The following is a 23,658-nucleotide window of genomic DNA, read 5'->3' on the forward strand; positions in this document are numbered from 1 at the left end:
AAGCCAATAGCCGCAGTTAGAGAGTCTAACTGCGGTTATTGGATATTTCTCGGACGACGGTGTGCCGGCCCCGCGTCAAGCCGTCACTCGGCCTGCGCGCTGCCCTGCTGCGCGGCGACGCTCTTGCGCACCTCGTCCATGTCCAGCTTGCGGGCCTGGCCGATGACGTCCGTCAGAGCGGCCTCCGGGAGGGCGCCGGGCTGGGCGAAGACGGCCACCTGGTCACGGACGATCATCAGGGTCGGGATCGACTGGATGTTGAAGGCCGCGGCCAGCTCCGGCTGTGCCTCGGTGTCGACCTTGGCGAAGACCAGATCCGGGTTGGCCTGCGCGGCCTTCTCGTAGACCGGGGCGAACATCCGGCACGGGCCGCACCACGCCGCCCAGAAGTCGATGAGAACGAACTCGTTCTCGCTGACCGTCTGGTCGAAGTTCTCCTTGGTGAGTTCCACGGTGCTGCTCATGCGTGTTTCCCTCTTCCTGACGTGGGGGGCGCCCCGCTCCGGGACGAGCTGTCCGCACAACACGTCCGACCGGGTGGGTATTCCGGGCCCCTACCCGTGTGGCCTCGGCGCACGCCACCCGGGAGACTGACCCCATGACGGAAACGGAATCCATCGCTTACGACGTCGTGGTGCTAGGGGCCGGGCCCGTGGGGGAGAACGTCGCCGGCCGCACCCGTGCGGCCGGCCTCTCCACCGCGGTCGTGGAGAGCGAACTCGTCGGCGGCGAATGCTCGTACTGGGCGTGCATGCCCAGCAAGGCCCTGCTGCGCCCGGTCATCGTCCAGGCCGACGCCCGCCGCCTGCCCGGTCTCAGCCAGGCGGTCCAGGGCCCGCTCGACACCCCGGCGGTCCTCGCCCGGCGCAACTACTTCACCTCGAACTGGAAGGACGACGGCCAGGTCGCCTGGCTGGACGGCATCAGCGCCGACCTGTACCGCGGTCACGGGCGGCTCGCCGGGCCCCGCACGGTCACGGTGACCGGCGCCGACGGCACCGTCACCACCCTCACCGCCCGGCACGCGGTCGCCGTCGCCACCGGCACCCGCGCCCAGCTGCCGGGCCTGCCGGGACTCGCCGAGGTCAGGCCGTGGACCAGCCGTGAGGCCACCAGCGCCCAGCAGGCGCCCGGCCGGCTGATCGTCGTCGGCGGCGGTGTCGTCGCCACCGAGATGGCCACCGCCTGGCAGGCCCTCGGCTCCCGGGTCACCCTGCTGGTCCGCGGCAAGGGCCTGCTCAACCGCATGGAGCCGTTCGCCGGCGAACTCGTCGGCGAGGCGCTCAAGGAGGCCGGCGTCGACGTCCGTACCGGCACCTCGGTCGTGTCGGTGACCCGGGAGAACGGCACGGTCGTGGCCGTGACCGACGCCGGTGACCGCATCGAGGCCGACGAGATCCTCTTCGCCACCGGGCGTATCCCGCACACCGACGACATCGGCCTGGACACCGTCGGCCTGGAACCGGGCTCCTGGCTCACCGCCGACGACACCCTGCTGGTCGAGGGCACCGACTGGCTCTACGCGGTCGGGGACGTCAACCACCGGGCGCTCCTCACCCACGAGGGCAAGTACCAGGCGCGGATCGCGGGCGACACCATCGCCGCCCGGGCCTCGGGAACGCCCGTGCTGGACGGCCCCTGGGGCGCGCACGCGGCCACCGCCGACCACCACGCCGTACCGCAGGTCGTCTTCACCGACCCGGAGGCGGCGGCGGTCGGTCTCTCCCTCGCCGAGGCGGAACAGGCCGGGCACCGGGTACGGGCCGTCGACGTCGAGTTCTCCTCGGTCGCCGGGGCGGGGCTGTACGGCGACGGCTACAAGGGCCGCGCCCGCATGGTCGTGGACCTGGAGGCGGAGATCCTGCGCGGGGTCACTTTCGTCGGGCCGGGCGTGGGCGAGCTGATCCACTCGGCGACGGTCGCCGTCGCCGGCCAGGTGCCGGTCAGCCGGCTGTGGCATGCGGTGCCGTCGTATCCGACCTTGAGCGAGGTGTGGCTGCGGTTGCTGGAGGCCTACCGGGGGTGAGGCCCCTGCGGGGAGCGTGGGCCTCAGGGCAGCCTGAAGCCCAGCTCCGCCGCCGCCGTCGCCGGGGCCGGCTCGGCCCAGCGTTCCGCGGCCGTCTCCGTCGACGACAGGGAACGCAGCTCCGCACGGTCCAGGTAGAGCGTGCCGTCGAGGTGGTCGGTCTCGTGCTGGACGATCCGGGCCGGCCACCCCGTGAACACCTCGTCGACCGCGTGGCCGTGCTCGTCCTGGCCGCGCAGTCGCACCTGGGCGTGCCGGGCCACCACCGCCTGGTAGCCCGGCACGCTCAGGCAGCCCTCGAAGAAGGCGGCACGGGTGCCGCCGACGGGCTCGTAGACCGGGTTGACCAGGACACGGAACGGCTGCGGGACCCGGCCGCGGACGACGGCGACCTCCTCGGGTACCGGCGCCGGGTCCTCGATCACCGCGATCCGCAGTCCGATGCCGACCTGGGGCGCGGCCAGGCCCACGCCCGGTGCCGCGTGCATGGTCTCGCGCAGCGCCCCGACGAACCGGGCCAGCAGCTCGGGGCCCAACTGGCCGTCGTACGGCTCGGTTCCGCGGCGCAGTACCGGGTCGCCGGCCGCGACGATGGGCAACGGGCGGCCGGTGGCGAGGAGTTCCTCGACCCGCTCGGCAAGGGATGCGCGATCACTGGGAGATGCCATCGCGCCAGCATGCCATGACGGCGAATGTGATGCAGGTCACTCTACCTGCCGGAACTCCGCTCCGGCACCCTCCGACTACCGGACCGTCACCGCTCCCGTACGAGTCCCCGGAGAAGCCCCCGACGGCCATCGCCCCCTCGAACTCCGCCCGTCCCGGCTCCGCCCGCCCGGGAGGACCCCCCTCGGACGAGGTCCCGGAACCGACCCTCCCGGCCGCGCCCCGAGCCGCTGGGCACCGCTGCGTCCGCCGGTCCCGCGCCTGCACTTCTACGCCGGCGTCCTGGTCGCCCCCTTCCTGCTCGTCGCCGCCGCCACCGGCCTGCTGTACGGCTGTTCCTTCCCGGCCGAGAAGCTGGTGTACGCCCACGAGCTGACCGTCCCGGCGGCCGGGTCGGAGCTGCCGGTGTCGGATCAGGCCGCCGCCGCGCCAGGCCCATCCCGGGGGCACCGTCTCCCCGATACGGTGCGCCCCGGAGGCCGGCGCGGCCACCAGGGTCCCGCTGTCGGGCGTGAAGGGCGTCGGCGCGGACCACACCCTCGCCGTGTTCGCCGACCCCTCCACCGGGAAGGTGCTCGGCGCGCTCGAACAGTACGGCTCCACCGGCGCGCTGCCGCCGCGCACCTGGATCGACGAACTCCACCGTGATCTGCACCTCGGCGACACCGGCCGGCTCCACAGCGAACTCGCCGCGAGCCGGCTGTGGGTGATCGCGGGCGGCGGCCTGGTCCTGTGGTTCTCGCGGCGGCGGGCGCTGCGCAACCCACGTACGCCGGTGCCCACGTCGACGAGCTGCGCACCTCGTTCGGCCAGGCCACTGCGTCCGTCTCGGCGGCCCCGAGCGGCGGCGGACACGCGGGCACGACATGGCGTCGACGACCGGCGGCGGCGCCGGCCACGGGGCGGCCCTGGACAAGGTGCTCACCGCCGCCCGCGCCGAGGGCCTCGGCAACCCCGTCGAGATCGTCCGCCGGCCGACGCGAACAGCGCCCACGTCGTCCGGCAGGTGCGGCGCAGCTGGCCCGAGGGGCAGGACGCCGTCGCCGTCGGCCCGGCCACCGGCGAGGTGACCGACGTCCTGCGGTTCGCCGACCACCCGCTGCTCGCCGAACCGACCCGCTGGGGCATCGACCCGCACACCGGCATCCTCTTCGGGATCGTCAACCAGCTCGCCCTGGCACCGCTCGCGCTCTGCCTGATCCCGCTGATCCTGTCTGGGCTACCGCAGGTGGTGGCAGCGCGGCCGCGGCTCTGCCTTCGGCCGGCCGGTCCCGCGCGGCGCCTGGGCGGACGTCCCGCCGTACCTGCTCGTCCCGGCGATGGCGGTGACCGCGGTGGTCGGCTGCTTCGTCCCCATGCTCGGGATCCCGCTCGCCCTGTTCATCGTCCGCCCTGTTCATCGTCGTGGACATCGCGCTCGGCGAGATCGCGCACTGCCGCGGGCTGCGGACGTACGGGGGCAGGGCGGCGTGAAGTAGCGTGGTCGGACACGCCGACGCCGGAGGGAGACGGGACTATGGCGCGGGCCCGGCGCGGTCAGGGGGAGCTGGAGGGCCAGGTGCTCGGCGCGCTGCGCGAGGCCGGCGGTCCCGTCACCGCCGCGTGGGTGCAGGAGCGGCTCGGCGGCGACCTCGCCTACACCACCGTGGTGACCATCCTGACCCGGCTGCTCGCCAAGGACGTCGTCGCCCGTGAGCGGCAGGGCCGTGCCTTCCTGTGGACGCCGACCGCCGACGTGGCCCGGCTCGCCGCCCTGCGGATGCGCCGGCTCCTCGACGGGGAACGGGACCGCGAGGCCGTCCTGGCGAGCTTCGTCACCGCGCTGCCGCCCGGCGACGAGCAGGTGCTCCGGGCGCTCCTGGAGGCCGCGGGACCGGGCCGGGCGAACGGTCGGAACACCTCGCCCAGCGACCCCGGCGGTACGGAGGACTGACCGCCCATGGGGGTCTTCGTCTTCCTTCCGCTGGTCCTTCCGCTGACCGCCTGGCCGGTCGCCAGGCTGGCCGAGGGACGGCTGCATCCGCGCACCGCCACCCGGCTGCTCACCGCGGTGGCCGTGGTGATGGCCGTGTGCAGCACGCTCTGCCTGGCCCTGCTGATGGTGGTCGGCACGGCCCAGCTCCCCGGCAACCCCCTCCCGGACGCCTGGTCCGACCCGGAGGTACGGGCCGCCGTGCCGCGGGACGAGATCGCCGGCCGCGCCGCCATCCCCGCGCTCGGCGTGGTCGCCGTACTGTGCGGGCGCACTCTCCACCGGCACCGCCGGGTCACCCGGCTGGCCCGGCGCGCGCTGACCGGAGTGCCCGGCCGGGAGGTGGCCGTGCTGCCCGACCCCACCCCCTACGCCTACGCGCTGCCCGGCCGGATCGTGGTCACCACCGCGCTCCTGGAGGGGCTGGCCCCCGGTGAGCGCCGGGCCCTGTTCGCCCACGAACGCGCCCATGTCGGCGCCCGGCACCACCGCTGCCTGCTCGCCGTGCACCTGGCGGCCCGCGCCAACCCCTTCCTGCGGCCCCTGCGCACCGCGGTCGCCTTCACCGCCGAGCGCTGGGCGGACGAGGCGGCGGCCCGAGCGGTGGGGGACCGGCGCACGGTCGCCCGGGCCATCGGCAGGGCGGCGCTGCTGTCGCGGGGCACCCCGGCCCCCACCCTGGCCGCGCTGGCCGCCACCGGACCGGTGCCCCGCCGGGTCGCCGCGCTGCTCGGTCCCGCCCCGTCGGCCGGTGGCTGGCCGTCGGCGTTCACCGGGGCCGGCCTGGCCGTCTGGGGCGCGGCGGCGGGCACCGTCGTGTCCGCGATGTCCTCGGCGAACTCGGCGGTCACCCTCTTCCTGGTCCTGCGCACGGCCACGCCCCTCTGAGGGCACGGACCGGGTCGCGGGCAGCGAGGAGAGGGGCCCCGGGAAGACCCGGGGCCCCTCTCCTCGCCGTTGTCCACTACTCCTGCGGGAAGTCGCCCATCAGCGCCGAGGCGAGACGCAGGTGCGGCTCCGCCTCCTCGTGCCGGGCCTGCCGCTGGAGCGTGCGGCCCAGCATCAGCCGGGCGTAGTGCTCCACCGGGTCACGCTCGACGATCTCGCGCAACTCGACCTCGGCACGCCGCAGTTGGGCGGAGTGGTAGTAGGCGCGCGCCAGCAGCAGCCGGGGCCCGGTCTGCTCCGGCACCTCCTCGACCAGCCCGGCGAGCACCCGCGCGGCGCCCGCGTAGTCCTTGGCGTCGAAGAACAGCCGGGCACGGTCCCAGCGCTCGGTGAGAGTCCCCTGGTCGTAGTACGTGGTGTCCACTCGTGACCTCCTTCGACGCCGTCAACCGGCCAGAGTTGTTGAATATTCCACTACTGGACCGGCCTGCCGTCCCGGCTGCGGGGGTCGTGGTCCGTACCTGTCTTGTCCGACCCTACGAATTTTCTGCGTGACGGGTACACATCACCGGCAGGCTCTGATAGGAAACCTTCCTAATAGTGGATCCCCAGTCCACCCCCCACCACCACCTGGAGCCCACGTGAGGCATCCGAACACCCCCGCGACGACCCCCGCCCTGACGTCCCGGCGCACCCTGCTCGCCCTGCTCGGCGCGTCCGCCGCCGGCGCCGTACTGCTGCGTCCCGCACACGCCTCGGCCGCCCCGGCCGGCACGGCCGCGAGCTGTGTGGGCCTCGACGACGCGGCGAAGAAGGAGATCGCCATGAAGCTGGTGTCGAGCGCGGAGAACTCCTCGCTCGACTGGAAGGCGCAGTACAAGTACATCGAGGACATCGGCGACGGCCGCGGCTACACCGCCGGGATCATCGGATTCTGCTCCGGCACCGGCGACATGCTCGACCTCGTCCAGCTCTACACCGACCGCAAGCCCGGCAACGTCCTCGCCAAGTACCTCCCGGCGCTGCGCCGGGTCAACGGCACCGACTCGCACTCCGGCCTCGACCCGAACTTCCCCGCGGACTGGCGCAAGGCCGCCCAGGACACCGCCTTCCAGCAGGCGCAGAACGACGAGCGCGACCGGGTGTACTTCAACCCGGCCGTGCAGCAGGGCAAGACGGACGGGCTCGGCACGCTCGGGCAGTTCGCCTACTACGACGCCATCGTCATGCACGGCGACGGCGACGACGCCACCAGCTTCCGCAACATACGCAAGCGCGCCCTCGGCCAGGCCAAGCCGCCGGCGCAGGGCGGCAACGAGACCACGTACCTCAACGCCTTCCTCGACGCGCGCGTGTGGGCCATGAAGCAGGAGGAGGCGCACAGCGACACCACCCGGGTCGACACCGAGCAGCGGGTCTTTCTGAACAAGGGCAACCTGTGCCTGAACACCCCGCTGGACTGGAAGGTGTACGGGGACAGCTACCACATCGGCTGACCCTCCCCGGGCTGTCGTACCGCCGAGTCCCCGCGCGGTACGACAGCCCCAAGGCGGATCCCCCCACCGCGGCCGTTACGGCTTGATGCCCACCCCGGTCCACAGGCTGACCTCCGCGTCGGTGGCGCCCGGCTCCTGGTCCGGGCGCCAGCGGTGGCCCACGGACACGCCGGGGTCGAGCAGTTCCAGCCCTTCGAAGAACCGCGCCACGTCCGCCCGCGAGCGGAACTGCACCGGGGTCCCGGCGTTGTTGTAGATGTCGGTGACCTTCTGCCAGGTGTCCGGGTCGAAGTCGGGCGTGCAGTGGCTCAGGGCGAGCGCGCTGCCCGAGGGAAGCACGTCGAGCAGCCGGCTGACGATGCCGTACGGGTCCTGCGCGTCCGTCACGAAGTGCATCAGGGCGTTGAGCGACAGTGCCACCGGCCGGCGGAGGTCCAGGACCTCCGCCAGTTCGGGGGCGTCCAGCAGCGCCTGCGGGTCGTTGACGTCCGCCTCGATGTAGGTGGTACGGCCCTGCGTCGTGCTGCGCATCAGACGCTCGGCGTACTTGAGCACCAGCGGGTCGCTGTCGGCGTACACCACCCGGGCCTCGGGGACCACGGACTGGGCCACCTGGTGCAGGTTCGGCTCGGTGGGGATGCCGGTGCCGATGTCCAGCCACTGCCTGATGCCGTGCTCGCGGGCGAGAACGCGGGTGGCCCGGTGCATGAAGGCGCGGTTCTCCCGCGCGCACACGAAGATGCCCGGGTAGGCGGACGCCACGGTCTCGGCGGCGTGGGTGTCCACCTCGAAGTGGTCCTTGCCGCCCAGGTAGTAGTCGTACATGCGGGCGGAGTGGGGCCTGCTGGTGTCGATGTCCCGGGCCGTGGGGGAGTTGGTCATCCTGAACCTTTCAGAGGAGGAACGTGGGGGAGCGGTCAGCCAGTGGTGAGGTGGTCGGCGAGGCCCCGTTTGACCCCCGCGACGAACGCGGTGATCTCCTCCGGGGTGTAGATCAGGGCGGGGCCGGCCGGATCGGTCGACTGCCGCAACGCGACCCGGCCGTCGGCGAGTTGCTTCGTCTGTACGCACTGGCCTCCGTTGGGGCCGCTCCAGGGTGACTCCCAGCCCTGCTCGCCGAGGTCCGAGGCGGGCATGCCGTTGTACACGTCGTGGGCACTGCCGTCGCTGATGGTCATGCGTACTCCTTGCGCATGCGGTCCAGGAGCGCCCTGCTCTGTGCGTCGGAGGTCAGCAGGGACATGCGGTTGTGCGCCTCCAGATGGGCGACGACGTCGGACCGCTGATCCAGGTACATCGCGCCGGAGAGGATCTCGCTGTACACGACGTCGGGAAGCTCGGGCTCCTCGAAACGGAAGTAGGTGAACGGGGCGCACGCGCCCACATGGGCGCCGGCGGTGAACGGCACGACGTCGACGCTGACGTGCTCCAGCTCCGTGACCTCCAGAAGCCGTTCGATCTGCCCCCGCATCACCTGGGGGCCACCGACGACCCGGTGCAGCACGGCCTCCTCCATGACCACCCACAGGGTGGGCGCCTCGGTCCGCTCCAGCAGGGACTGACGGCGCAGCCGGAGGTCCACCCGCCGTTCCAGTTCCTCGTCGCCGTCGTTCGGGAAGCCGCCGCTCAGCACCGCACGCGCGTACTCGCGGGTCTGCAGGAGCCCCGTGGCGTAGTGCGGCTCGTAGGTGCGCAGGGTCGTGGCACCGGTCTCCAGGCTCACGTAGGCGCTGAACCAGGAGGGCAGCACGTCACGGTAGGTGTGCCACCAGCCGGGCTCGTTGGCCCGCTCGGCGAAGGCGACGAACTCCTCGGTCTCCTGCCGGTCGGCACCATAGGTCTCGAGGAGTTTCTCCACGTAGAGAGGCTTGAGTGCCACCTCCGCCTTCTCCAGGCGGCGGATGGTCAGGGGAGCGACCCGCAGCGCCCGCGCCGCCTCGTCCAGTGACACGCCCGCTTCCTGGCGCCGTTCCTGGAGCCTGCGGCCCAGGATCATGCGCAGCACGGTGGGCGCACTGGCGCTGCTCGCGTTCGACCGGCCTTCGCTCACGCCCTACCTCCTGAAGGAACGTCACCGGTACGAGTTTGACAGGCACTTGACGAAGCGACCGCACCGACACCGGCAGTCTGAAATTATCAGGGAGTCGGTTGCAGGGTGAAGCCGACTGCGAGCATAGTTACTTGAGCAATCGCGATTCGCTCACGGGCAACTCGCTCCTCCCGTGTGGACGTTGCCCAGTTCTGCCTGCTTCCCGCCGCCGCCTCACGGAAGGCAACCACGTGTCCCCCCACACGACCTCACCGCTCGACCTGTTAGACGTCGTCGACCCCGATCAGGCGCACTGGATCGAGCTGCCCTCGCACCGCTCCAGCGTCAGAGTCGCCCGCCGCTCCATGAGAGAGCGTCTGGGGGCATGGGGAATGCCCGGCGAGCTGTGCGAGGACGCGGTGCTGCTGGTGTCCGAGCTGGTCACCAACGCCATCCGTCACACGTTCAGCGTCCGCATCCTGTGTGGCATGGGCATGATCAACGAAGGATGTGTGCGGCTGGAGGTGCACGACCACGACTACTCGCGGCAGGGTCTGCTCCGGCGCGAGCCCGGCCCGGACGACGAGGGCGGCAGGGGGCTGCTGCTCGTCGAGGAACTCGCCGACTCCTGGGGCGTCGACCGGTCCCGGCTCACCAGCGGCCACGCCGTGTGGGCCACACTGACGCCCTGACGCAGGCGCCGGGCACCCGGGACTCAGGGGGACGGTCCTGGTGTGCCGGACGGGTGAGCGGGGGACTCGCCCGATCCGGCTCCGTGGTGATCCGCGGGGCCGGCGCCGGCCCCGGTGAGCACGCTCGCCCTAATTGGGGGAGGGCGACCGTGCTCACCGGGGCACTTCCGCGCCGGAATCGGCACGCGGCGGCGGGGGGTCGTTCCCCGGGCTCACCGGCCGTTCCGCACCTGTGTGAGGTCCGCGGTCATGCGGTGGTAACGGGGCCGGGCCGGCGAGCCCCGGCGGAGCGTCGTCCGAATCTTGCGGAGGGCGCAGCCCGAGGCGGGCCGGATGCGTCGGGTCGGGTTCCGCTCCTGCCCCTCCGCCTTTCGGGCGGTCTCGGCCGTCCGTCGATTTCCGGGCCTCAGCGCGGCCCGAGCCGGAAAAAGGGCACGTCGGGCGCGGTCACGGGCCGCGACCACGTGGCGGCGATGTGCATCGCCAGGGGACCGGCCCGCATGACCGGGCTCGGTACGGGGCATTCGGCAGTCATGAAAGACGCGCCTGTGGTGGTGCAGCCGCCGGGCCCCGACGGTGGCAGGCGGGTGACCATCCGCGGAGAGTATGTCGGCACCGCGTATCACCTGCTCGATGTCGTCGAGTTCCTGCGCCGGGCCGGGCTGCCCGAGGCCAATACGACGGTCGACGACCCGGATCTGATCGAGTGGCGCGGCATGGGTCCGAAGGCCTGGACCGCCGCCGGCTGATCCGGCCGCGGCCCACCGGGTCGAGGCCCGTCCAGGGTCGTGGCCCGGGCCGCTGACATGCCCGGACGCCGTCACCGACGTGCCGGACGCCCTCACCGACGTGCCCGCACACCGTCACCGACGTGCCCGGACGCCGTTGCCGCGACCGGGCCGGCGACGAGGCCTGGCGTCACTCCCGGAGGCCGGGCGATTCCCTCGCGTGACGACGTCCGGGCCACCCCTCTACCGGTCCGGTCCCGGAGCGCTGCCGGTTGGGGGACCGCCATGTGGGTGAACCGGTACCTGCCCGTCCCGGCCTGAATCCCGGGATGCGGCCCGACTCGGCCGTCTTCCCGAGTCGTTGAACCCATGGCAAAAGTGGCAGACGTAGATCGCTCTGGACAAACTGAATCCGCCGGTTCGTGATCAGGAACATCCACGTTCTCCAGGAGATCGCATGGTGGAACAGTCCTCCGAGGTCGTTTCGGAGCCGGGTGAATCCGTCGTCGCGCTGAGCGGCACCGGCCATCGGGGGGAGGAGACGGAGCGGCGGCTCGCACGGGCACTGGCTGATCTCCTGGACGCCGAGAGCGTTCCGGTCGACGGCCACTTCTTCACCGACCTGGGTGCCAACTCCCTCGTCATGGCCCAGTTCTGCGCACGAATACGCAAGACCGCCGATCTGCCCTCCCCGTCCATGAAGGACATCTACCAGCACCCCACGATCCGGAGTCTGGCCACTGCGCTGGGGGATCCCGCCCCCACCGGTCCGGCGGACGCACCGTCCCCGACGGTGCCCCCGCCTCAGGCTCCGGGGCCGCGTGCGAGACGGCGCACCCACCTGTTCTGCGGAACCGTCCAACTGCTGGTCTTCCTGGGCTACTCACTGGCCTACGGATTCGGCACCGCGGCGGGGTACGAGTGGATCGCCGACGGCTCGAGCCTGATCGACGTCTACGTGCGGTCGGTCCTGTTCGGCGGCATCGCCTTCGTGGCGCTGTGTGCCTTCCCGATCGCCGCGAAATGGCTGCTCGTCGGCCGCTGGCGACCCGACGAGTTCCCCGTCTGGGGCCTGGCGTACGTGCGCTTCTGGCTCGTCAAGGTGCTGATCCACGCCAACCCGATGATCCTCCTCGCCGGAACCCCGCTGTACGTGCTGTATCTGCGCGCCCTCGGCGCACGGATCGGCAGGGGGGTCACGATCCTCACCCGCACCGTCCCGGTCTGCACCGACCTCCTGACGGTCGGCGCGGACACGGTGATCCGCAAGGACGCGTTCCTCCTCTGCTACCGGGCCCACGCCGGACACATCCAGACCGGCCCGATCACCCTCGGCGCAAACGTCCTGGTCGGCGAGAAGACCGTCCTGGACATCGACACCGCCCTGGGCGACGGCGCTCAGCTCGGCCACTCCTCCGCCCTGTACCGCGGGCAGTCGATTCCGGCCGGCGAGCACTGGCACGGATCCCCCGCGGAACCCACCGGGGTCGACTACGCCAGGGTCGCACCGGCCCGCTGCGGCACCCTGCGCCGAGCCTGGTTCGGCCTGGGCACGCTGACGCAGCTGTTCGTCGTGTACATACCGCTGCTGGTCGGCGGGATGTACATGCTCTTCACCGGGGTACCGGCGATCGGCAAACGACTCGACCGGCAGTCGGTGGCGCTCAGTCCCTCGGAACTGGTCCCCGACGCCCTCGTGCTCTCCGGCGTCCTGTTCTTCGGGTTCGTGATCCTCGGGCTGCTGGTCCTGTGCACCGTGCCGCGACTGGTGGGCCTGGTCCTCAAGCCCGACAAGGTCTACCCGCTCTACGGATTCCACTACGTGCTGCAACGCTTCACGGCCCGCATGACGAACATCAAGTTCTTCACCTGGCTCTTCGGCGACAGCTCGTACATCGTCCACTACCTCCGCGGTATCGGATACGACCTGTCACGCGTCGAGCAGACCGGCTCGAACTTCGGCACGGAAGTGCAGCACGAGTCGCCCCTGCTGGTCACCATCGGCAGCGGAACGATGATCGCCGACGGACTATCCGTCGTCAACGCCGACTTCTCCAGCACCTCCTTCCGGCTGTCCAGGGTCGCCATCGGGCCCCGCAACTTCCTGGGCAACAACATCGCCTATCCGGTGGGGGGCAGGACGGGCGCGAACTGCCTGCTGGCGACGAAGGTGATGGTTCCCCTCGACGGCGAACTCAGGGAAGGCGTGGGCCTCCTCGGCTCACCGTGCTTCGAGATCCCCCGCACGGTGGACCGCGACACCCGGTTCGACCACCTCAGGACCGGCGACACGCTCCGCCGCCGGCTCGCCGCGAAGAACCGGTACAACCTCCGCTCCATGGCGGGCATGCTGCTCGTGCGCTGGCTGCACGCCTTCGCGCTCACCCTGTTCGGCCTGGCCTCCGTGGACCTGTACGGCATGCTCGGGCAGGTGGTGATCGGCGGATACCTGGCCTTCAGCCTCGTCTTCACCACCGCGTACTTCGTCCTGGTGGAGCGCTGGATCGGGAGGTTCCGGGCACTGCGCCCCCGGCTGTGCTCCATCTACGACCCGTACTTCTGGTGGCACGAGCGGCTGTGGAAGGTCCCCGACCAGTACCTCAACATCTTCAACGGCACCCCGTTCAAGACCCTGGTCTGGAGGCTGCTGGGTGTCCGCATCGGCAGCATGGTCTTCGACGACGGCGTCTACATGACCGAGCGGACGCTCAGCACCATCGGCGACGAGTGCACCCTCAACGCCGGCAGCAAGGTCCAGTGCCACTCGCAGGAGGACGGCACCTTCAAGTCCGACGTCACCACCCTCGGTGCCGGCTGCACCCTCGGCGTCGGCGCGCATGTGCACTACGGCGTGACCATGGGCGACGGCTCGGTGCTGGCGCCCGACTCCTTCCTCATGAAGGGCGAGGAGGTCCCGGCGCACGCCCAGTGGGGCGGCAATCCCGCGGTGGACATGCCGGAGAGCGGCGGCCGGACCGGCGCCATAGGACGGACCACGTCAGCAGCCAACGCCAGCACGGCGAACCTGAGTTGAGGAAGGCCATTCGATGGGAACGCGCGTGGAATCGGACCGGGAGTTCTGGAGCCGGGTACTGACCTCAGGCAGCGCCACCGCCGTGCCGCGGTGGGCTCCGCAACCGGCTCAGGGTACGGCCGAGCACGAGATACCCGTGCCGGACGGCACTGCGCAGGCGGTGCGGGACCTGGCAGGGCGACGGGGCCTGCCGGTCGATGCGCCGATGCTGGCCGCGCACCTCAAGGTGCTGGCCGTGCTCTCCGGCGAAACCGAGGTGGTCACGGGGTACACCACCGGCGCGGACGGCGATCCGCTGCCGTGCCGGGTGTCCGTCCCCTCCGGGTCCTGGGCGGACCTGGTCACGGCCGCACACCACGCCGAGGCGGAGATACGGGCCCACCGCGACTTCCCGGTGGCCGGACTGCGCCGGGAACTGGGCCTGACGGAATCGCCGTTCGAGGTCGTGTCCGGGCCGGCGGCGGACCGGAACCACGCCGGCCGGACCCCTGCCGACGACGCTGTCCTGCACGTGCGCTGGTCCGACCGGGACGGACGGCTGACGCTGCTCCTGCGGTACCGCACGGACGTGCTCGACGCCCCGGCCGCCGTCCGGATCGGCGGCTACCACCTGACCGCCCTGCGGCTGATGACCGCGGAGCCCGACGCGGACCACGCCCACCAGAACCTGCTGTCCGCCGAGGAGGAACGCGAACAGCTGGAAGGCCTGGCCGGGCCCGACCGTCCACTGCCGGACGCGCGGGCACACGAACTCTTCGAGCGGCGCGCCCGGACACATCCGGAAGCGGTGGCCGCCGTACACGGCGACCAGCAGTGGACGTACGGCGAACTCGACCGCAGGGCCAACCGGCTGGCGCGCGCACTGCTGGCCAGGGGCCTGGGCCGGGAGGACGTCGTCGCCGTCGTCACCGAGCGCAACCTCGACTGGCTGGCGGCCGTGCTCGCGGTGTTCAAGGCGGGCGGCGCGTACCTGCCGATCGAACCGCACTTCCCGGCCGGCCGGATCGCGGCGACGCTGTCCCGGGCGCGGTGCCGGCTGATCCTCACCGAGTCCGGCAGCACCCGCACCCTCGACGAGGCGCTGACCACCCTCGAGGACGTCGAGAAGCTCCTGACGGAGACGGCGTACGCCGAATCGCACGCCGACGAGACCCCCGGCATCCGGGTCGACCCCGGCCAGCTCGCCTACATCTACTTCACCTCCGGGTCCACCGGTGAGCCCAAGGGCGCGATGTGCGAGCACGCGGGCATGCTCAACCACCTGCACGCCAAGATCGACGACCTGTCGATCGGCGAGGGAACCGTGGTCGCCCAGACCGCTCCGCAGTGCTTCGACATCTCCCTGTGGCAGCTCATGGCCCCGCTGCTGGTGGGCGGCCGGACCCTGCTGGTGGAACAGGACGTGATCACCGACGTGGAGCGGTTCGTCGGCACCCTGGAACGCGGCCGGGTCGGCGTGGCGCAGCTCGTGCCGTCGTACCTGGAGGTCGTCGTCTCCTACCTGGAGCGACACCCGCGGATGCTCCCGGACCTGCGCTGCGTCTCGGTGACCGGCGAGGCACTCAAACGGGAGCTGACCCAGCGCTGGTTCGCCGTCCAGCCGGGCATCGCACTGCTCAACGCCTACGGGCTGACCGAGACCTCGGACGACACCAACCACGAGCTCCTGAGGGAGGTACCCGAACGGGTGCTGCTGGGGCGGGCCGTCAACAACGTACGCGTCCATGTCGTCGACGAACAGCTGGCGTTGGTACCGCTCGGCGCCCCCGGACTGATCGCCTTCTCCGGTGTCTGCGTGGGCCGCGGGTACGTCAACGATCCCGAACGCACCCGGGAGGCGTACCGGACGGACCCGTACCGGCCCGGTGAACGGCTCTACCTGGGCGGGGACTGGGGCCGCTGGCACCCCGGCGGCAAGCTGGAGTTCCTCGGCCGCCGGGACAACCAGGTCAAGATCCGCGGCTTCCGGATCGAGATGGGCGAGATCGAGAACTCCCTGCTGCGGGTGGACGGGGTGCGGGACGGCGCCGTGGTCGTCGCCGAACGCACCGGCGGCGGCAAGCAGTTGATCGCCTTCTACTCCGGTGACGAGCATGAACCCGAGACCCTGCGCAAGGAACTCGGCGCGGTCCTGCCCGGCTACATGGTGCCGTCGGCCTTCCACTGGCGCGACAGCCTGCCGCTGACCCCCAACGGCAAGATCGACCGCAAGGCCCTGACGGCCCTGGCCGAGCAGTCGGCACCGGACACGGACACCGCGGACACCGCCGCCCCGCTCAGCCCGACCGAACGGCGGCTGGCCGCGGCCTGGGCCGAACTGCTGGGGGTGCCCGAACGGCGGATCGGCCGCACGGACCACTTCTTCGACGCCGGCGGCACCTCCCTGACCGCGGTCAAGCTCAGCCTCGCCCTGGACCGCGCGGTGTCCCTGAAGGACATCACCCGGCACCCGGTCCTGGCCGACCTGGCCGCCCTGCTCGACGGCACGGCCCGGCAGCGCCCCGAGCTGCTGCTGCCCCTGTCGGGCGGGAGCCGCACCTGCGAATGCGCCCTGGTGTGCTTCCCCTACGCGGGCGGCAACGCCGTCAACTACCAGCCCATGGCCAGCGCGCTGGCGGGCAGCGGCCTGCCGGTCCTCGCCGTGGACCTGCCCGGTCACAACCTGGCCGCGCCCCCCGAGCCGTTCGCGACGATCGAGCAGGTGGCCGAGCAGACCGTCACCGAGATCACGGCCCGCGGTCTGAGCAGGGTCGTGCTGTGGGGCCACTCCTCGGGAACCGCGGCGGCCGTCGAGACCGCCCTCAGACTCCAGCAGCGGGGCGTGGAGGTGGCCCGGCTCTTCCTCGGCGCGCAACTCCTCGGCACCGCCGCCGACCGGTTCGCCGCCATCGTCGAACTGACCGGCAGCAGCGACGCCGACATCGCCGAGCGGCTGACCGGGGACGGCGGCTACGCGGAACTCGTGGAACTCAACACGCCGCACGCCGAACACATCGCCGCCGCCTACCGGCACGACTGCGTGGCCGCGCACCGCTACTTCCACCAGATCCTGGAAGCCCCGCCGCAGGTGAAGCTGGCCGCGCCGGTCTCGGTGGTCGTCGCCGCCGACGACCCGCACACCGCCGGCCACGCCCAGCGGCACCGCGACTGGCGGCTCCTGGCCGACCATGTCGATCTCCATGAACTCGCCGGCGGGGGCCACCACTTCCTCCGCACCCGTCCGGCCGAGACGGCGCAGGCCGTTCTGAACAGCGTCCTTCCCCTCGCCTCCTCCTGACCTCCGTCACACCCCAGGCGGTCGACCGAAAGGAAACCGAGATGCCGTTCTCCTCCCTGGCATCACCACTCGATGTGGAGCTGCGGCCGGACAAGCCGGCACTGCTGTGCGTCGATCCCCCCGACGACGCCGCGACATGGACGGCCGAGTACCGCGAGGCGCTACGCGCGCAGGTGACCGAGCACGGGGCGCTGGTCGTCCGCGGTCTCGGCCTGCGCGACGCAGGCCAGGCCGGTGCCGTCTTCGCGCGGCTGGTCGGCGACCTCATGACGGAGCGGGAGGCCTTCGCCCCCCGCGAGGCCCACGGCCGGGGGGTCTACTCCTCCACGCCCTGGCCGGACAACCAGCCGATGTGCATGCACCACGAGCTGAGTTACCAGCAGGAGGTGCCGGGACTGGCGCTGTTCGCCTGCCTCACCGCGCCCCAGCAGGGCGGGGCGACGGCGGTGGCCGACGCCGAGGAGGTGCTGCGGGCGCTGCCCTCCGGGCTCACCGAACGGTTCGAGCAGGAGGGCTGGATCCTGACCCGCAGCTACAACGACGAGATCGGGGCGAGCCTCGCGGAGTCGTTCGGCACCGCCGACCGCGCCGGGATCGAGCAGTACTGCCGGGCGAACGCGATCACGTGCACCTGGCAGCCCGACGGGTCCCTGCGCACCGAGCAGCGCCGCGCCGCCGTCGTCCGGCACCCGGTCACCGGGCGGCGCTGCTGGTTCAACCAGATCGCCTTCCTCAACGAGTGGACGCTGGACCCGGAGGTCCGCGAGTACCTGCTCGACGTCTACGGCCCGGACGGGCTGCCGTTCAACACCCGCCACGGCGACGGCTCCCCGATCGGCGAGGACGTCGTCAAGACCATCAACAGCACCTATGAGGCGCACACCAGGCGCGAACCCTGGCAAGCCGGTGACCTGCTGCTCGTGGACAACATCCGCACCGCGCACAGCAGGGAGGCGTTCTCCGGGGAGCGCCAGGTACTGGTCGGCCTGGGCGAGCCGCTGCGGCCCGCCGACGACTGCCCGGCCCTGGAGGCGAGCGAGCGATGACCGACACCCTGTCGACCACCACCCGGTCCGCGGCACCCGACGGGCCCGCCGTGCCGACCTTCGCGGTGATCACCGGCGAGCAGGTGCAGCAGGCGCTGAGCGGACGCGAGAAGCAGCTCGTCGAGCTGGTCGAGACCGTCTACCGGCTGCACGACGCGGGAGACTCGGTCAACCCGCCGTCGTACTTCCTGCGCTTCCAGGACCGGCCCACCTCACGGATCATCGCGCTGCCGGCCTCCCTCGGCGGTTCGGTCCACGTGGACGGCCTGAAGTGGATCTCCAGTTTCCCGGAGAACGTGAGCGCCGGGCTGCCGCGGGCGTCCGCGGTGCTCATCCTCAACGACCATGACACCGGCTACCCGTTCGCCTGCCTGGAGAGCTCGATCATCAGCGCCACCAGGACGGCGGCCTCCGCCGCGCTGGCCGCCGACTGGCTGAGCCGCAACCGGACGCGCCCCACCCGGGTCGGGTTCTTCGGCACCGGCCTGATCGCCCGGTACATCCACACCTTCCTGGCCGGCAGCGGCTGGGACTTCGACGAGGTCGGCGTGCACGACCTGGCCGCAGACAGCGCCGCCGGCTTCTGCGGCTACCTGCGGGAGACCGGCAGCGCCGCGCGCATCACCGTGCACGACACCGCCGAGGACCTGATCCGCGCCAGCGACCTCGTGGTCTTCGCCACCATCGCCGGCCGGCCGCACGTGACCGACCAGGCCCTGTTCTCCCACAACCCGCTGGTCCTGCACGTCTCCCTGCGCGACCTCGCCCCGGAGATCCTGCTGGGCTCGGCCAACTTCGTCGACGACGTCGAGCACTGTCTCAAGGCCGACACGTCACCCCACCTGGCCGAACAGCTCAGCGGCAACCGGGACTTCCTGAACGGAACCCTCGGCGACGTCATGGCCGGACGGGCCGCGCCGCCGGCCGACCGAACGGTGATCTTCTCACCCTTCGGACTCGGCGTCCTCGACCTCGCCGTCGGCAAGCACGTCTACGACGAGGTGTCACGGTCGGGGGACCTGTGTCTCATCGATGACTTCTTCCACGAACTGCGTCGGTACGGCTGAGGCCGCGGTCCTCGGCCCGGCACCAGGAGGCCCGCCGTGCCCGTCATATCCGCTCCGCATGCCTTCAACGAGGGCGACCTCTTCGTCGATCTCGCATCGATCTGCGGTCACCCGCTCTACCTGAAGTGCGAGGCCTTCAACTTCGCCGGTTCCATCAAGTTGAAGGCAGCCAACGAGATGGTGGAGAGCGCCGAGCGGGACGGAATCCTGACAGCGGATTCCGTCCTCGTGGAGTCCTCCTCCGGAAACCTCGGCGTCGCGCTCAGCATGATTGCCGCAAGCAAGGGCTACCGGTTTCTGTGTGTGACGGACTCCCGGTGCAACCTGTCGACCAGACTTCTCATGGAGGCGCTCGGCAGCGAGGTGCACATCGTGGCCGACCAGGACGGCAACGGCGGCTTCCTGGGCAAGCGGATCGACTACGTCCGCTCGCTGTGCGCCTCCGACGACCGATACGTCTGGCTCAGCCAGTACACCAACGCCGGCAACTGGCTGGCCCACTACCGTACGACGGCTCCGGAGATCGCCCGCCGGTTCCCGGAGCTGGACGTGCTGTTCGTCGGGGCCGGTACCACCGGAACCCTGATGGGCTGCGCGCGCTACTTCGGCGAGTGGTCCCGGCCGGTGCGGATCGTCGCCGTGGACGCGGTCGGCTCGGTGGCGTTCGGCGGCGAGCCGGGCCGCCGGATGATCCCGGGCCTCGGCATGAGCATGCGGCCCCCCTTGCTCGACGAGTCCCTCGTCGACGAGGTGATCAAGGTCGAGGAGCCGGACACGATCCGGATGTGTCACCGCATGGCCAGAAGCGGCTTCCTGTTCGGCGGTTCCACCGGCACCGTCGTCAGCGGCGCGACCGACTGGCTGTCCCGGCACGGCAGCCCTGACCTCACGGCGGTGGCCATCGCCCCCGACCTGGGTGAGCGCTACCTCGACACCATCTACCAGACCAACTGGCTCCACGACCTGTACGGCGACGACGTGCTCGACCCCGACGTCGGCGGCACCGTACAGACGCAGACCCCGGTCCGGGAGCCCAAGTCCGCGTCACGTGCGCCGGCCCGCCGACGCACCAGCACCTGACCCCCGCACCCGCCTGGGCAGCCCCTCGGACAGCCACCACACCGGCGACGTCCGAGGGGCTGCGGCGGGATGCACGCCGGCCGGCGGCAGCGCCTACGCCGGGAACACCGGCAGCGCGCTCTCGAAGCGGTCGACGGCCTCGGCGTGGCCGAAGAGTCCGGCCAGCCCGCCGGTGTGCCAGAAAACGGTCGTCCTGCCGGGTGCGACGGTGCCGTCCTCGACCGCGGCCACGAGTCCGGCCATGGCCCGCCCGGTGTAGACCGGGTCGAGTGCGATGCCCTCGGTGCGGGCGGCGAGGCTCAGGGCGGCGGCGGTGGACTCGGTGAGCCGGCCGTACCCGGCGCCGACCTGGTCCGAGCGGACGCGGAGCCGCTTGTGTACCTCGGCCCCGGTGAGTTCGCCTGCCATGGCGGCAACGGCCGCGGCGGGTTCGTCCATCGCGCCGGTGTCGACACCCAGGACCCGGTCGGCACCCAGCGCGGCGACCAGGCCGGCCATGGTGCCGCCCGAGCCCAGCGCGACGACGGCCAGGTCCAGCGAGGGAACCTGGGCCAGCAGTTCCCTGCCGGCCCGCTCGTATCCCCGGGCACCGACGGCGTTGGACCCACCGAACGGGATCAGCTCCGGACGCGCCCCACGGCGGCGCAGCGCCTCGACGACTTCCTGCGCGGCCACGGTCAGGCCGACGTCACCCGCCCAGTGGACCCGGGCCCCGAAGAGGGCGTCCAGGACCAGGTTCCCCGACCGTGACCCGCCGGGGCAGCCCGGGAAGACCAGCACCACGTCCAGGCCCAGCCGGGCTCCGGCCGCGGCCGTCAGCCTCGCGTGATTGGACTGCGGAGCCCCCACGGTGACCAGGGTGTCCGCCCCGGCGGCCAGGGCGGCGCCGATCGTGTACTCGAGTTTGCGGACCTTGTTCCCACCCGCCCCCAGGCCGATCAGATCGTCGCGCTTGATCCACAGATCGTCCTCCCGCAGGCCGAGGGCGGCAGCCAGCCGCGGAGCCTTCTCCAGCGGCGTCGGCCAACTCGCGAGGGACGTGGGCGGGGCAGGGTTCACGGAGTTCCTCCGACGGGACAGGTCCGGGCGATCACTCGTCGTCGGCCGCGGGTCAGCGCCCGCGCCCCCGCGGCTTCAGGGGTGTCTCCGGCAGCGCCGGGGCCCGCAGCGGGTCGCCGTCGTAGCCCTTCACCTCGCCGGAGCGGGTACCCCCGGTCACGTCCTCGCGGGCCTGTGCGATCTCCTGCCGGGTCCGGGCCGCGAAGTTCCACCGCACACCGCGGGTTCGGCGGCTCTTCCCAGGCGCGGGTGGCCGGCTCGGCATGCGGCACGGCTGGTTCCAGATCCGAGCGCAGCCGGAAGGTACTGCCGCCGCGGCGGCAGCTGAACCTCCACGGTTGCGCGTTGTGCACGGACGGAGCGGCCGCGGCGTCTTCGGCCGGTGCCGTCACGGTCCGTTTATCGAGTGGGTGTACGAACACTGATCTGTTTCTCTCCCAGGCCGACCGGGCGTTCATGGAAGGCGACTCCCGTCTCCTCCACGATTTCACGGAGGACCGGGAGGTCCTAGCCGAGGGGCCCGAGGATGAGGCGTTCCGCCCCGGCGAGGGGCCTCCGAGCGGGGTGCACCGGACGTGGTCAGCCCTTGCTGAGACGGGGACCGTCGTCGGCGCGCAGGACTGCCAGGCGGCGCCGGTATTCGTCCCCGTCGATCTCTCCGCGGGCGAAGCGATCGGCGAGGACCCGCTCGGGCGTCGGGCCGGTCGGCGGAGCGGGCCCGGTCGCCCCGCCGCCGGCCGGCCGGGACAGCGCCCGGAACAGCAGGACGCCGACGGCGGCCAGTGCGGCCCAGAAGAGGACCATGCCGACCGACATGGCCATCCAGCTCCATCCACCGGGGTCACGCCCGTACCAGAGGTTCACGGTCACTTCCTTCCTCGCGGCTACGGGACGAGGACCTTCTCGTCCGTGGCCCCGTGGTCCTTGCGTCTTCCCACCGGGGTGGGCCCGTCCGCCTGTCCGTCATGCGCCGAAGGGGCCCTCCCGCCCTGGGACGTCGCTCATCGGCCTGCGGGGCTGTCGCCGGTGCCGTCCCGCACCTCGGAGCGGGTGCCCGGCGTACTCATGTCTCCAGCCCGATGTCGATCACGGGCGGTTCGTGCAGCGTGTTGTGGACGGTGCAGTGCGCGGCGACCGCCAGTATCGCCGCATGGCGTTCGGCGGACAGCGCAGGCGGCGGGACGATGACCAGACGCACGGACGCGACCCGGGCCGGGCGGTCCGCGGCCATGGTGAACTCCGTACGGACCCGCAGTCCGGCGCGGGACAGTCCGTGGCGCTGGAGGTAGCGGCCCGCGTAGAAGGCGACGCAGGTGGCGAGGGACGCGGCGAACAACTCGACAGGTGTAGGCGCGGTGTCCGTCCCGCCCGCGTCGGTGGGCTGGTCGACCAGGATGCGATGGCCTCGGACGTCCACCGCGTACGCGTCACCGTTGACGTGTGCGACGTCCAGTCGGTGCACGTCCCCCTCCGGCGCCGGGCGCACGGTCGGATTCGTCGGTGCTGTGCTGGTCATGGCGAGCCCCTTTCGGCGACGGGTCCTGCCGGCGATTCCCAGTTCAGCGCGGGTGGAAGGGCGGATCGAGAGGCCGATCGGGTGCGTGCGGGGCCGGTCGGCCCTTTCTGCGACCGGTATGACGCGGAACCGCGCCGGGGAGCGGCTTGCCGCTTGCGGCCCCGCGGATCCTCTCTCGCGGCGCCCGTGCTCCGTGGCGGGGATGCGCCGGCGGCGGTCGGCTGTCCGTCCTGGCGTACCCACCGCGGAGACCAGGCCGGAGCCCTCGATCTGCTTGAGGGCATAGCCCGACACCCCGGCCATGATCGCGTCGAGCAGGGCCTCCTCGTCGTCGAACGAGGTCAGCATGAGGCGGGCCGGCCCCGGCATCCGGTCGCGCAGCTCCCGGCGGACCGTGATGCCGTTGCCGTCCGGCGCTGACGATGTGCGGCGTGCCGTGCGTGGTCACTCCTCAGTCCTGTGCCGGGGCGGGTCGGACAGCCTGCCGGCGCCGTGCGGGGCGTACAGGTCCACCAGCCGCGTCCTGGCCACGCGCAGACGGTGAGCGAGCACCTGACCGACCCACTGGCTGACGTCGTCGCCCAGCGCCGGGTCGTCCTGGCACATGGACCGGACGGCCGTGCCGTCGAACTCGTAGGCCCGCACGGGCGCGGTCGTCTCGGCGCCCAGGTGCCAGAAGCGCGGGGCGAAGAGCCAGGACCAGCCGACCAGTTCGCCGTGCCCGGGGTTCTCGGCCACGGCCGTGCGGCGACCGGGCACCCGAAGGTCGAGTTCGATGCTGCCGGTGCGGATGATCCAGAAGCGGTCGGCGCGTCCGCCCTCCTCGGACAGGCGGGTCCCCTGCGGGAGGGACACCTCGCGGGCGACGCGCATGAGCCGCTCGCGGTGTTCGGCGGACAGCGAGGGCTCCATGGCGGGGGTGGGCGAAGCGGTCATGGCCTGCCCCCGGGCGGACGTGTGAACTTCCGGAGCCGGCGTGGGGTCGTGTCGCCGAGCAGGCCATGGGCCGCTCGGTCCGCTGACCGGTCTGTTCGGTACCTCAGAGGGAATTTCGGTACGGCGCCCACGTGCGCCGCCAGGGG

Annotated in this window: 22 protein-coding genes and 2 pseudogenes; 12 read left to right on the forward strand and 12 right to left on the reverse strand. The window is 71.8% G+C overall.

The window, feature by feature from the left end; genetic code table 11:
• Positions 1 to 83 precede the first annotated feature (83 nt).
• Positions 84 to 464 carry a thioredoxin gene (gene trxA / locus ACFXI4_RS29230; RefSeq protein WP_384996538.1) on the reverse strand — a complete coding sequence of 127 codons (381 nt, stop codon included), beginning with the start codon at positions 462 to 464 and terminating at the stop codon, positions 84 to 86.
• A gap of 134 nt (positions 465 to 598) precedes the next feature.
• Here trxA and ACFXI4_RS29235 point away from each other — a divergent pair, with 134 nt between their 5' ends.
• Positions 599 to 2,026, forward strand: a complete 1,428-nt coding sequence (locus tag ACFXI4_RS29235) for a dihydrolipoyl dehydrogenase family protein (RefSeq protein WP_384996541.1) — start codon at positions 599 to 601, stop codon at positions 2,024 to 2,026.
• Between the two features lie 23 nt (positions 2,027 to 2,049).
• On the opposite strand, the gene ACFXI4_RS29240 is transcribed toward ACFXI4_RS29235, so the two are convergent.
• Positions 2,050 to 2,694, reverse strand: a complete 645-nt coding sequence (locus ACFXI4_RS29240) for a peptide deformylase (protein ID WP_384996543.1) — start codon at positions 2,692 to 2,694, stop codon at positions 2,050 to 2,052.
• Here ACFXI4_RS29240 and ACFXI4_RS29245 point away from each other — a divergent pair.
• From ACFXI4_RS29245 to ACFXI4_RS29255, 3 genes and pseudogenes are all read left to right on the forward strand, one after another.
• A pseudogene (locus ACFXI4_RS29245) lies at positions 2,618 to 3,389 on the forward strand (PepSY domain-containing protein); the annotation flags it as partial. The gene ACFXI4_RS29240 and the pseudogene ACFXI4_RS29245 overlap by 77 nt on opposite strands.
• A gap of 819 nt (positions 3,390 to 4,208) precedes the next feature.
• Complete coding sequence (locus ACFXI4_RS29250) at positions 4,209 to 4,625, forward strand: BlaI/MecI/CopY family transcriptional regulator (protein WP_384996622.1); 417 nt, start codon at positions 4,209 to 4,211, stop codon at positions 4,623 to 4,625.
• Between the two features lie 6 nt (positions 4,626 to 4,631).
• A complete protein-coding gene (locus tag ACFXI4_RS29255; RefSeq protein ID WP_384996545.1) occupies positions 4,632 to 5,552 on the forward strand; it encodes a M56 family metallopeptidase in 921 nt (306 codons plus the stop codon).
• Positions 5,553 to 5,628: 76 nt separating this feature from the next.
• Here ACFXI4_RS29255 and ACFXI4_RS29260 read toward each other — a convergent pair whose 3' ends face one another.
• Positions 5,629 to 5,976, reverse strand: coding sequence for a tetratricopeptide repeat protein (locus ACFXI4_RS29260; protein ID WP_384996548.1), 348 nt, complete (start codon positions 5,974 to 5,976; stop codon positions 5,629 to 5,631).
• A 217-nt stretch (positions 5,977 to 6,193) separates the two neighbouring features.
• Between ACFXI4_RS29260 and ACFXI4_RS29265 the strand changes: the two genes are divergently transcribed.
• Positions 6,194 to 7,048 carry a chitosanase gene (locus tag ACFXI4_RS29265; protein ID WP_384996551.1) on the forward strand — a complete coding sequence of 285 codons (855 nt, stop codon included), beginning with the start codon at positions 6,194 to 6,196 and terminating at the stop codon, positions 7,046 to 7,048.
• A gap of 75 nt (positions 7,049 to 7,123) precedes the next feature.
• Here ACFXI4_RS29265 and ACFXI4_RS29270 read toward each other — a convergent pair whose 3' ends face one another.
• Genes ACFXI4_RS29270 through ACFXI4_RS29280 form a run of 3 tightly spaced genes read right to left on the reverse strand, consistent with a single transcriptional unit; the run spans position 7,124 to position 9,098 of the window.
• Complete coding sequence (locus tag ACFXI4_RS29270; protein WP_384996554.1) at positions 7,124 to 7,930, reverse strand: SAM-dependent methyltransferase; 807 nt, start codon at positions 7,928 to 7,930, stop codon at positions 7,124 to 7,126.
• 35 nt (positions 7,931 to 7,965) lie between these two features.
• Complete coding sequence (locus tag ACFXI4_RS29275; RefSeq protein ID WP_362724022.1) at positions 7,966 to 8,226, reverse strand: DUF397 domain-containing protein; 261 nt, start codon at positions 8,224 to 8,226, stop codon at positions 7,966 to 7,968.
• Entirely contained in the window at positions 8,223 to 9,098 is an 876-nt protein-coding gene (locus ACFXI4_RS29280) for a helix-turn-helix domain-containing protein (RefSeq protein ID WP_384996557.1), read from the reverse strand. Before ACFXI4_RS29280 ends, ACFXI4_RS29275 begins: the two co-directional genes overlap by 4 nt.
• 230 nt (positions 9,099 to 9,328) lie before the next feature.
• On the opposite strand from ACFXI4_RS29280, the gene ACFXI4_RS29285 reads away from it, so the two are divergent.
• From ACFXI4_RS29285 to sbnA, 7 genes are all read left to right on the forward strand, one after another.
• Positions 9,329 to 9,769, forward strand: coding sequence for an ATP-binding protein (locus ACFXI4_RS29285; RefSeq protein ID WP_384996559.1), 441 nt, complete (start codon positions 9,329 to 9,331; stop codon positions 9,767 to 9,769).
• Between the two features lie 500 nt (positions 9,770 to 10,269).
• Positions 10,270 to 10,518: a hypothetical protein gene (locus ACFXI4_RS29290; protein WP_384996562.1), complete on the forward strand. Its 249-nt coding sequence runs from the start codon at positions 10,270 to 10,272 to the stop codon at positions 10,516 to 10,518.
• Between the two features lie 436 nt (positions 10,519 to 10,954).
• Complete coding sequence (locus ACFXI4_RS29295; protein WP_384996565.1) at positions 10,955 to 13,531, forward strand: Pls/PosA family non-ribosomal peptide synthetase; 2,577 nt, start codon at positions 10,955 to 10,957, stop codon at positions 13,529 to 13,531.
• Positions 13,532 to 13,544: 13 nt separating this feature from the next.
• Entirely contained in the window at positions 13,545 to 16,808 is a 3,264-nt protein-coding gene (locus ACFXI4_RS29300; protein ID WP_384996567.1) for an amino acid adenylation domain-containing protein, read from the forward strand.
• 41 nt (positions 16,809 to 16,849) lie between these two features.
• Positions 16,850 to 17,854, forward strand: a complete 1,005-nt coding sequence (locus ACFXI4_RS29305) for a TauD/TfdA family dioxygenase (protein ID WP_384996570.1) — start codon at positions 16,850 to 16,852, stop codon at positions 17,852 to 17,854.
• Positions 17,851 to 18,921: a 2,3-diaminopropionate biosynthesis protein SbnB gene (gene sbnB, locus ACFXI4_RS29310; RefSeq protein WP_384996573.1), complete on the forward strand. Its 1,071-nt coding sequence runs from the start codon at positions 17,851 to 17,853 to the stop codon at positions 18,919 to 18,921. The genes ACFXI4_RS29305 and sbnB overlap by 4 nt, the downstream gene beginning before the upstream one ends.
• Before the next feature lie 36 nt (positions 18,922 to 18,957).
• Entirely contained in the window at positions 18,958 to 20,001 is a 1,044-nt protein-coding gene (gene sbnA / locus ACFXI4_RS29315) for a 2,3-diaminopropionate biosynthesis protein SbnA (RefSeq protein WP_384996576.1), read from the forward strand.
• A gap of 93 nt (positions 20,002 to 20,094) precedes the next feature.
• Here sbnA and ACFXI4_RS29320 read toward each other — a convergent pair whose 3' ends face one another.
• The 6 genes and pseudogenes from ACFXI4_RS29320 to ACFXI4_RS29345 all read right to left on the reverse strand — a co-directional run bounded on the left by ACFXI4_RS29320 (position 20,095) and on the right by ACFXI4_RS29345 (position 23,512).
• Positions 20,095 to 21,060 carry a D-cysteine desulfhydrase family protein gene (locus ACFXI4_RS29320; RefSeq protein ID WP_384996579.1) on the reverse strand — a complete coding sequence of 322 codons (966 nt, stop codon included), beginning with the start codon at positions 21,058 to 21,060 and terminating at the stop codon, positions 20,095 to 20,097.
• Positions 21,061 to 21,112: 52 nt separating this feature from the next.
• Positions 21,113 to 21,277 carry a hypothetical protein gene (locus ACFXI4_RS29325; RefSeq protein ID WP_384996582.1) on the reverse strand — a complete coding sequence of 55 codons (165 nt, stop codon included), beginning with the start codon at positions 21,275 to 21,277 and terminating at the stop codon, positions 21,113 to 21,115.
• Positions 21,278 to 21,639: 362 nt separating this feature from the next.
• Positions 21,640 to 21,924: an SHOCT domain-containing protein gene (locus ACFXI4_RS29330; RefSeq protein WP_384996586.1), complete on the reverse strand. Its 285-nt coding sequence runs from the start codon at positions 21,922 to 21,924 to the stop codon at positions 21,640 to 21,642.
• A 199-nt stretch (positions 21,925 to 22,123) separates the two neighbouring features.
• Positions 22,124 to 22,576 carry an OsmC family protein gene (locus ACFXI4_RS29335; RefSeq protein ID WP_384996589.1) on the reverse strand — a complete coding sequence of 151 codons (453 nt, stop codon included), beginning with the start codon at positions 22,574 to 22,576 and terminating at the stop codon, positions 22,124 to 22,126.
• Between the two features lie 234 nt (positions 22,577 to 22,810).
• Positions 22,811 to 22,993, reverse strand: a pseudogene (locus ACFXI4_RS29340) (DNA-binding response regulator); the annotation flags it as partial.
• Between the two features lie 27 nt (positions 22,994 to 23,020).
• Positions 23,021 to 23,512, reverse strand: coding sequence for a Crp/Fnr family transcriptional regulator (locus tag ACFXI4_RS29345; protein ID WP_384996592.1), 492 nt, complete (start codon positions 23,510 to 23,512; stop codon positions 23,021 to 23,023).
• Between the last annotated feature and the right edge of the window lie 146 nt (positions 23,513 to 23,658).

Origin of the sequence: Streptomyces sp. NPDC059224 (genome assembly GCF_042754285.1) — a bacterium.
Taxonomy (GTDB): domain Bacteria; phylum Actinomycetota; class Actinomycetes; order Streptomycetales; family Streptomycetaceae; genus Streptomyces.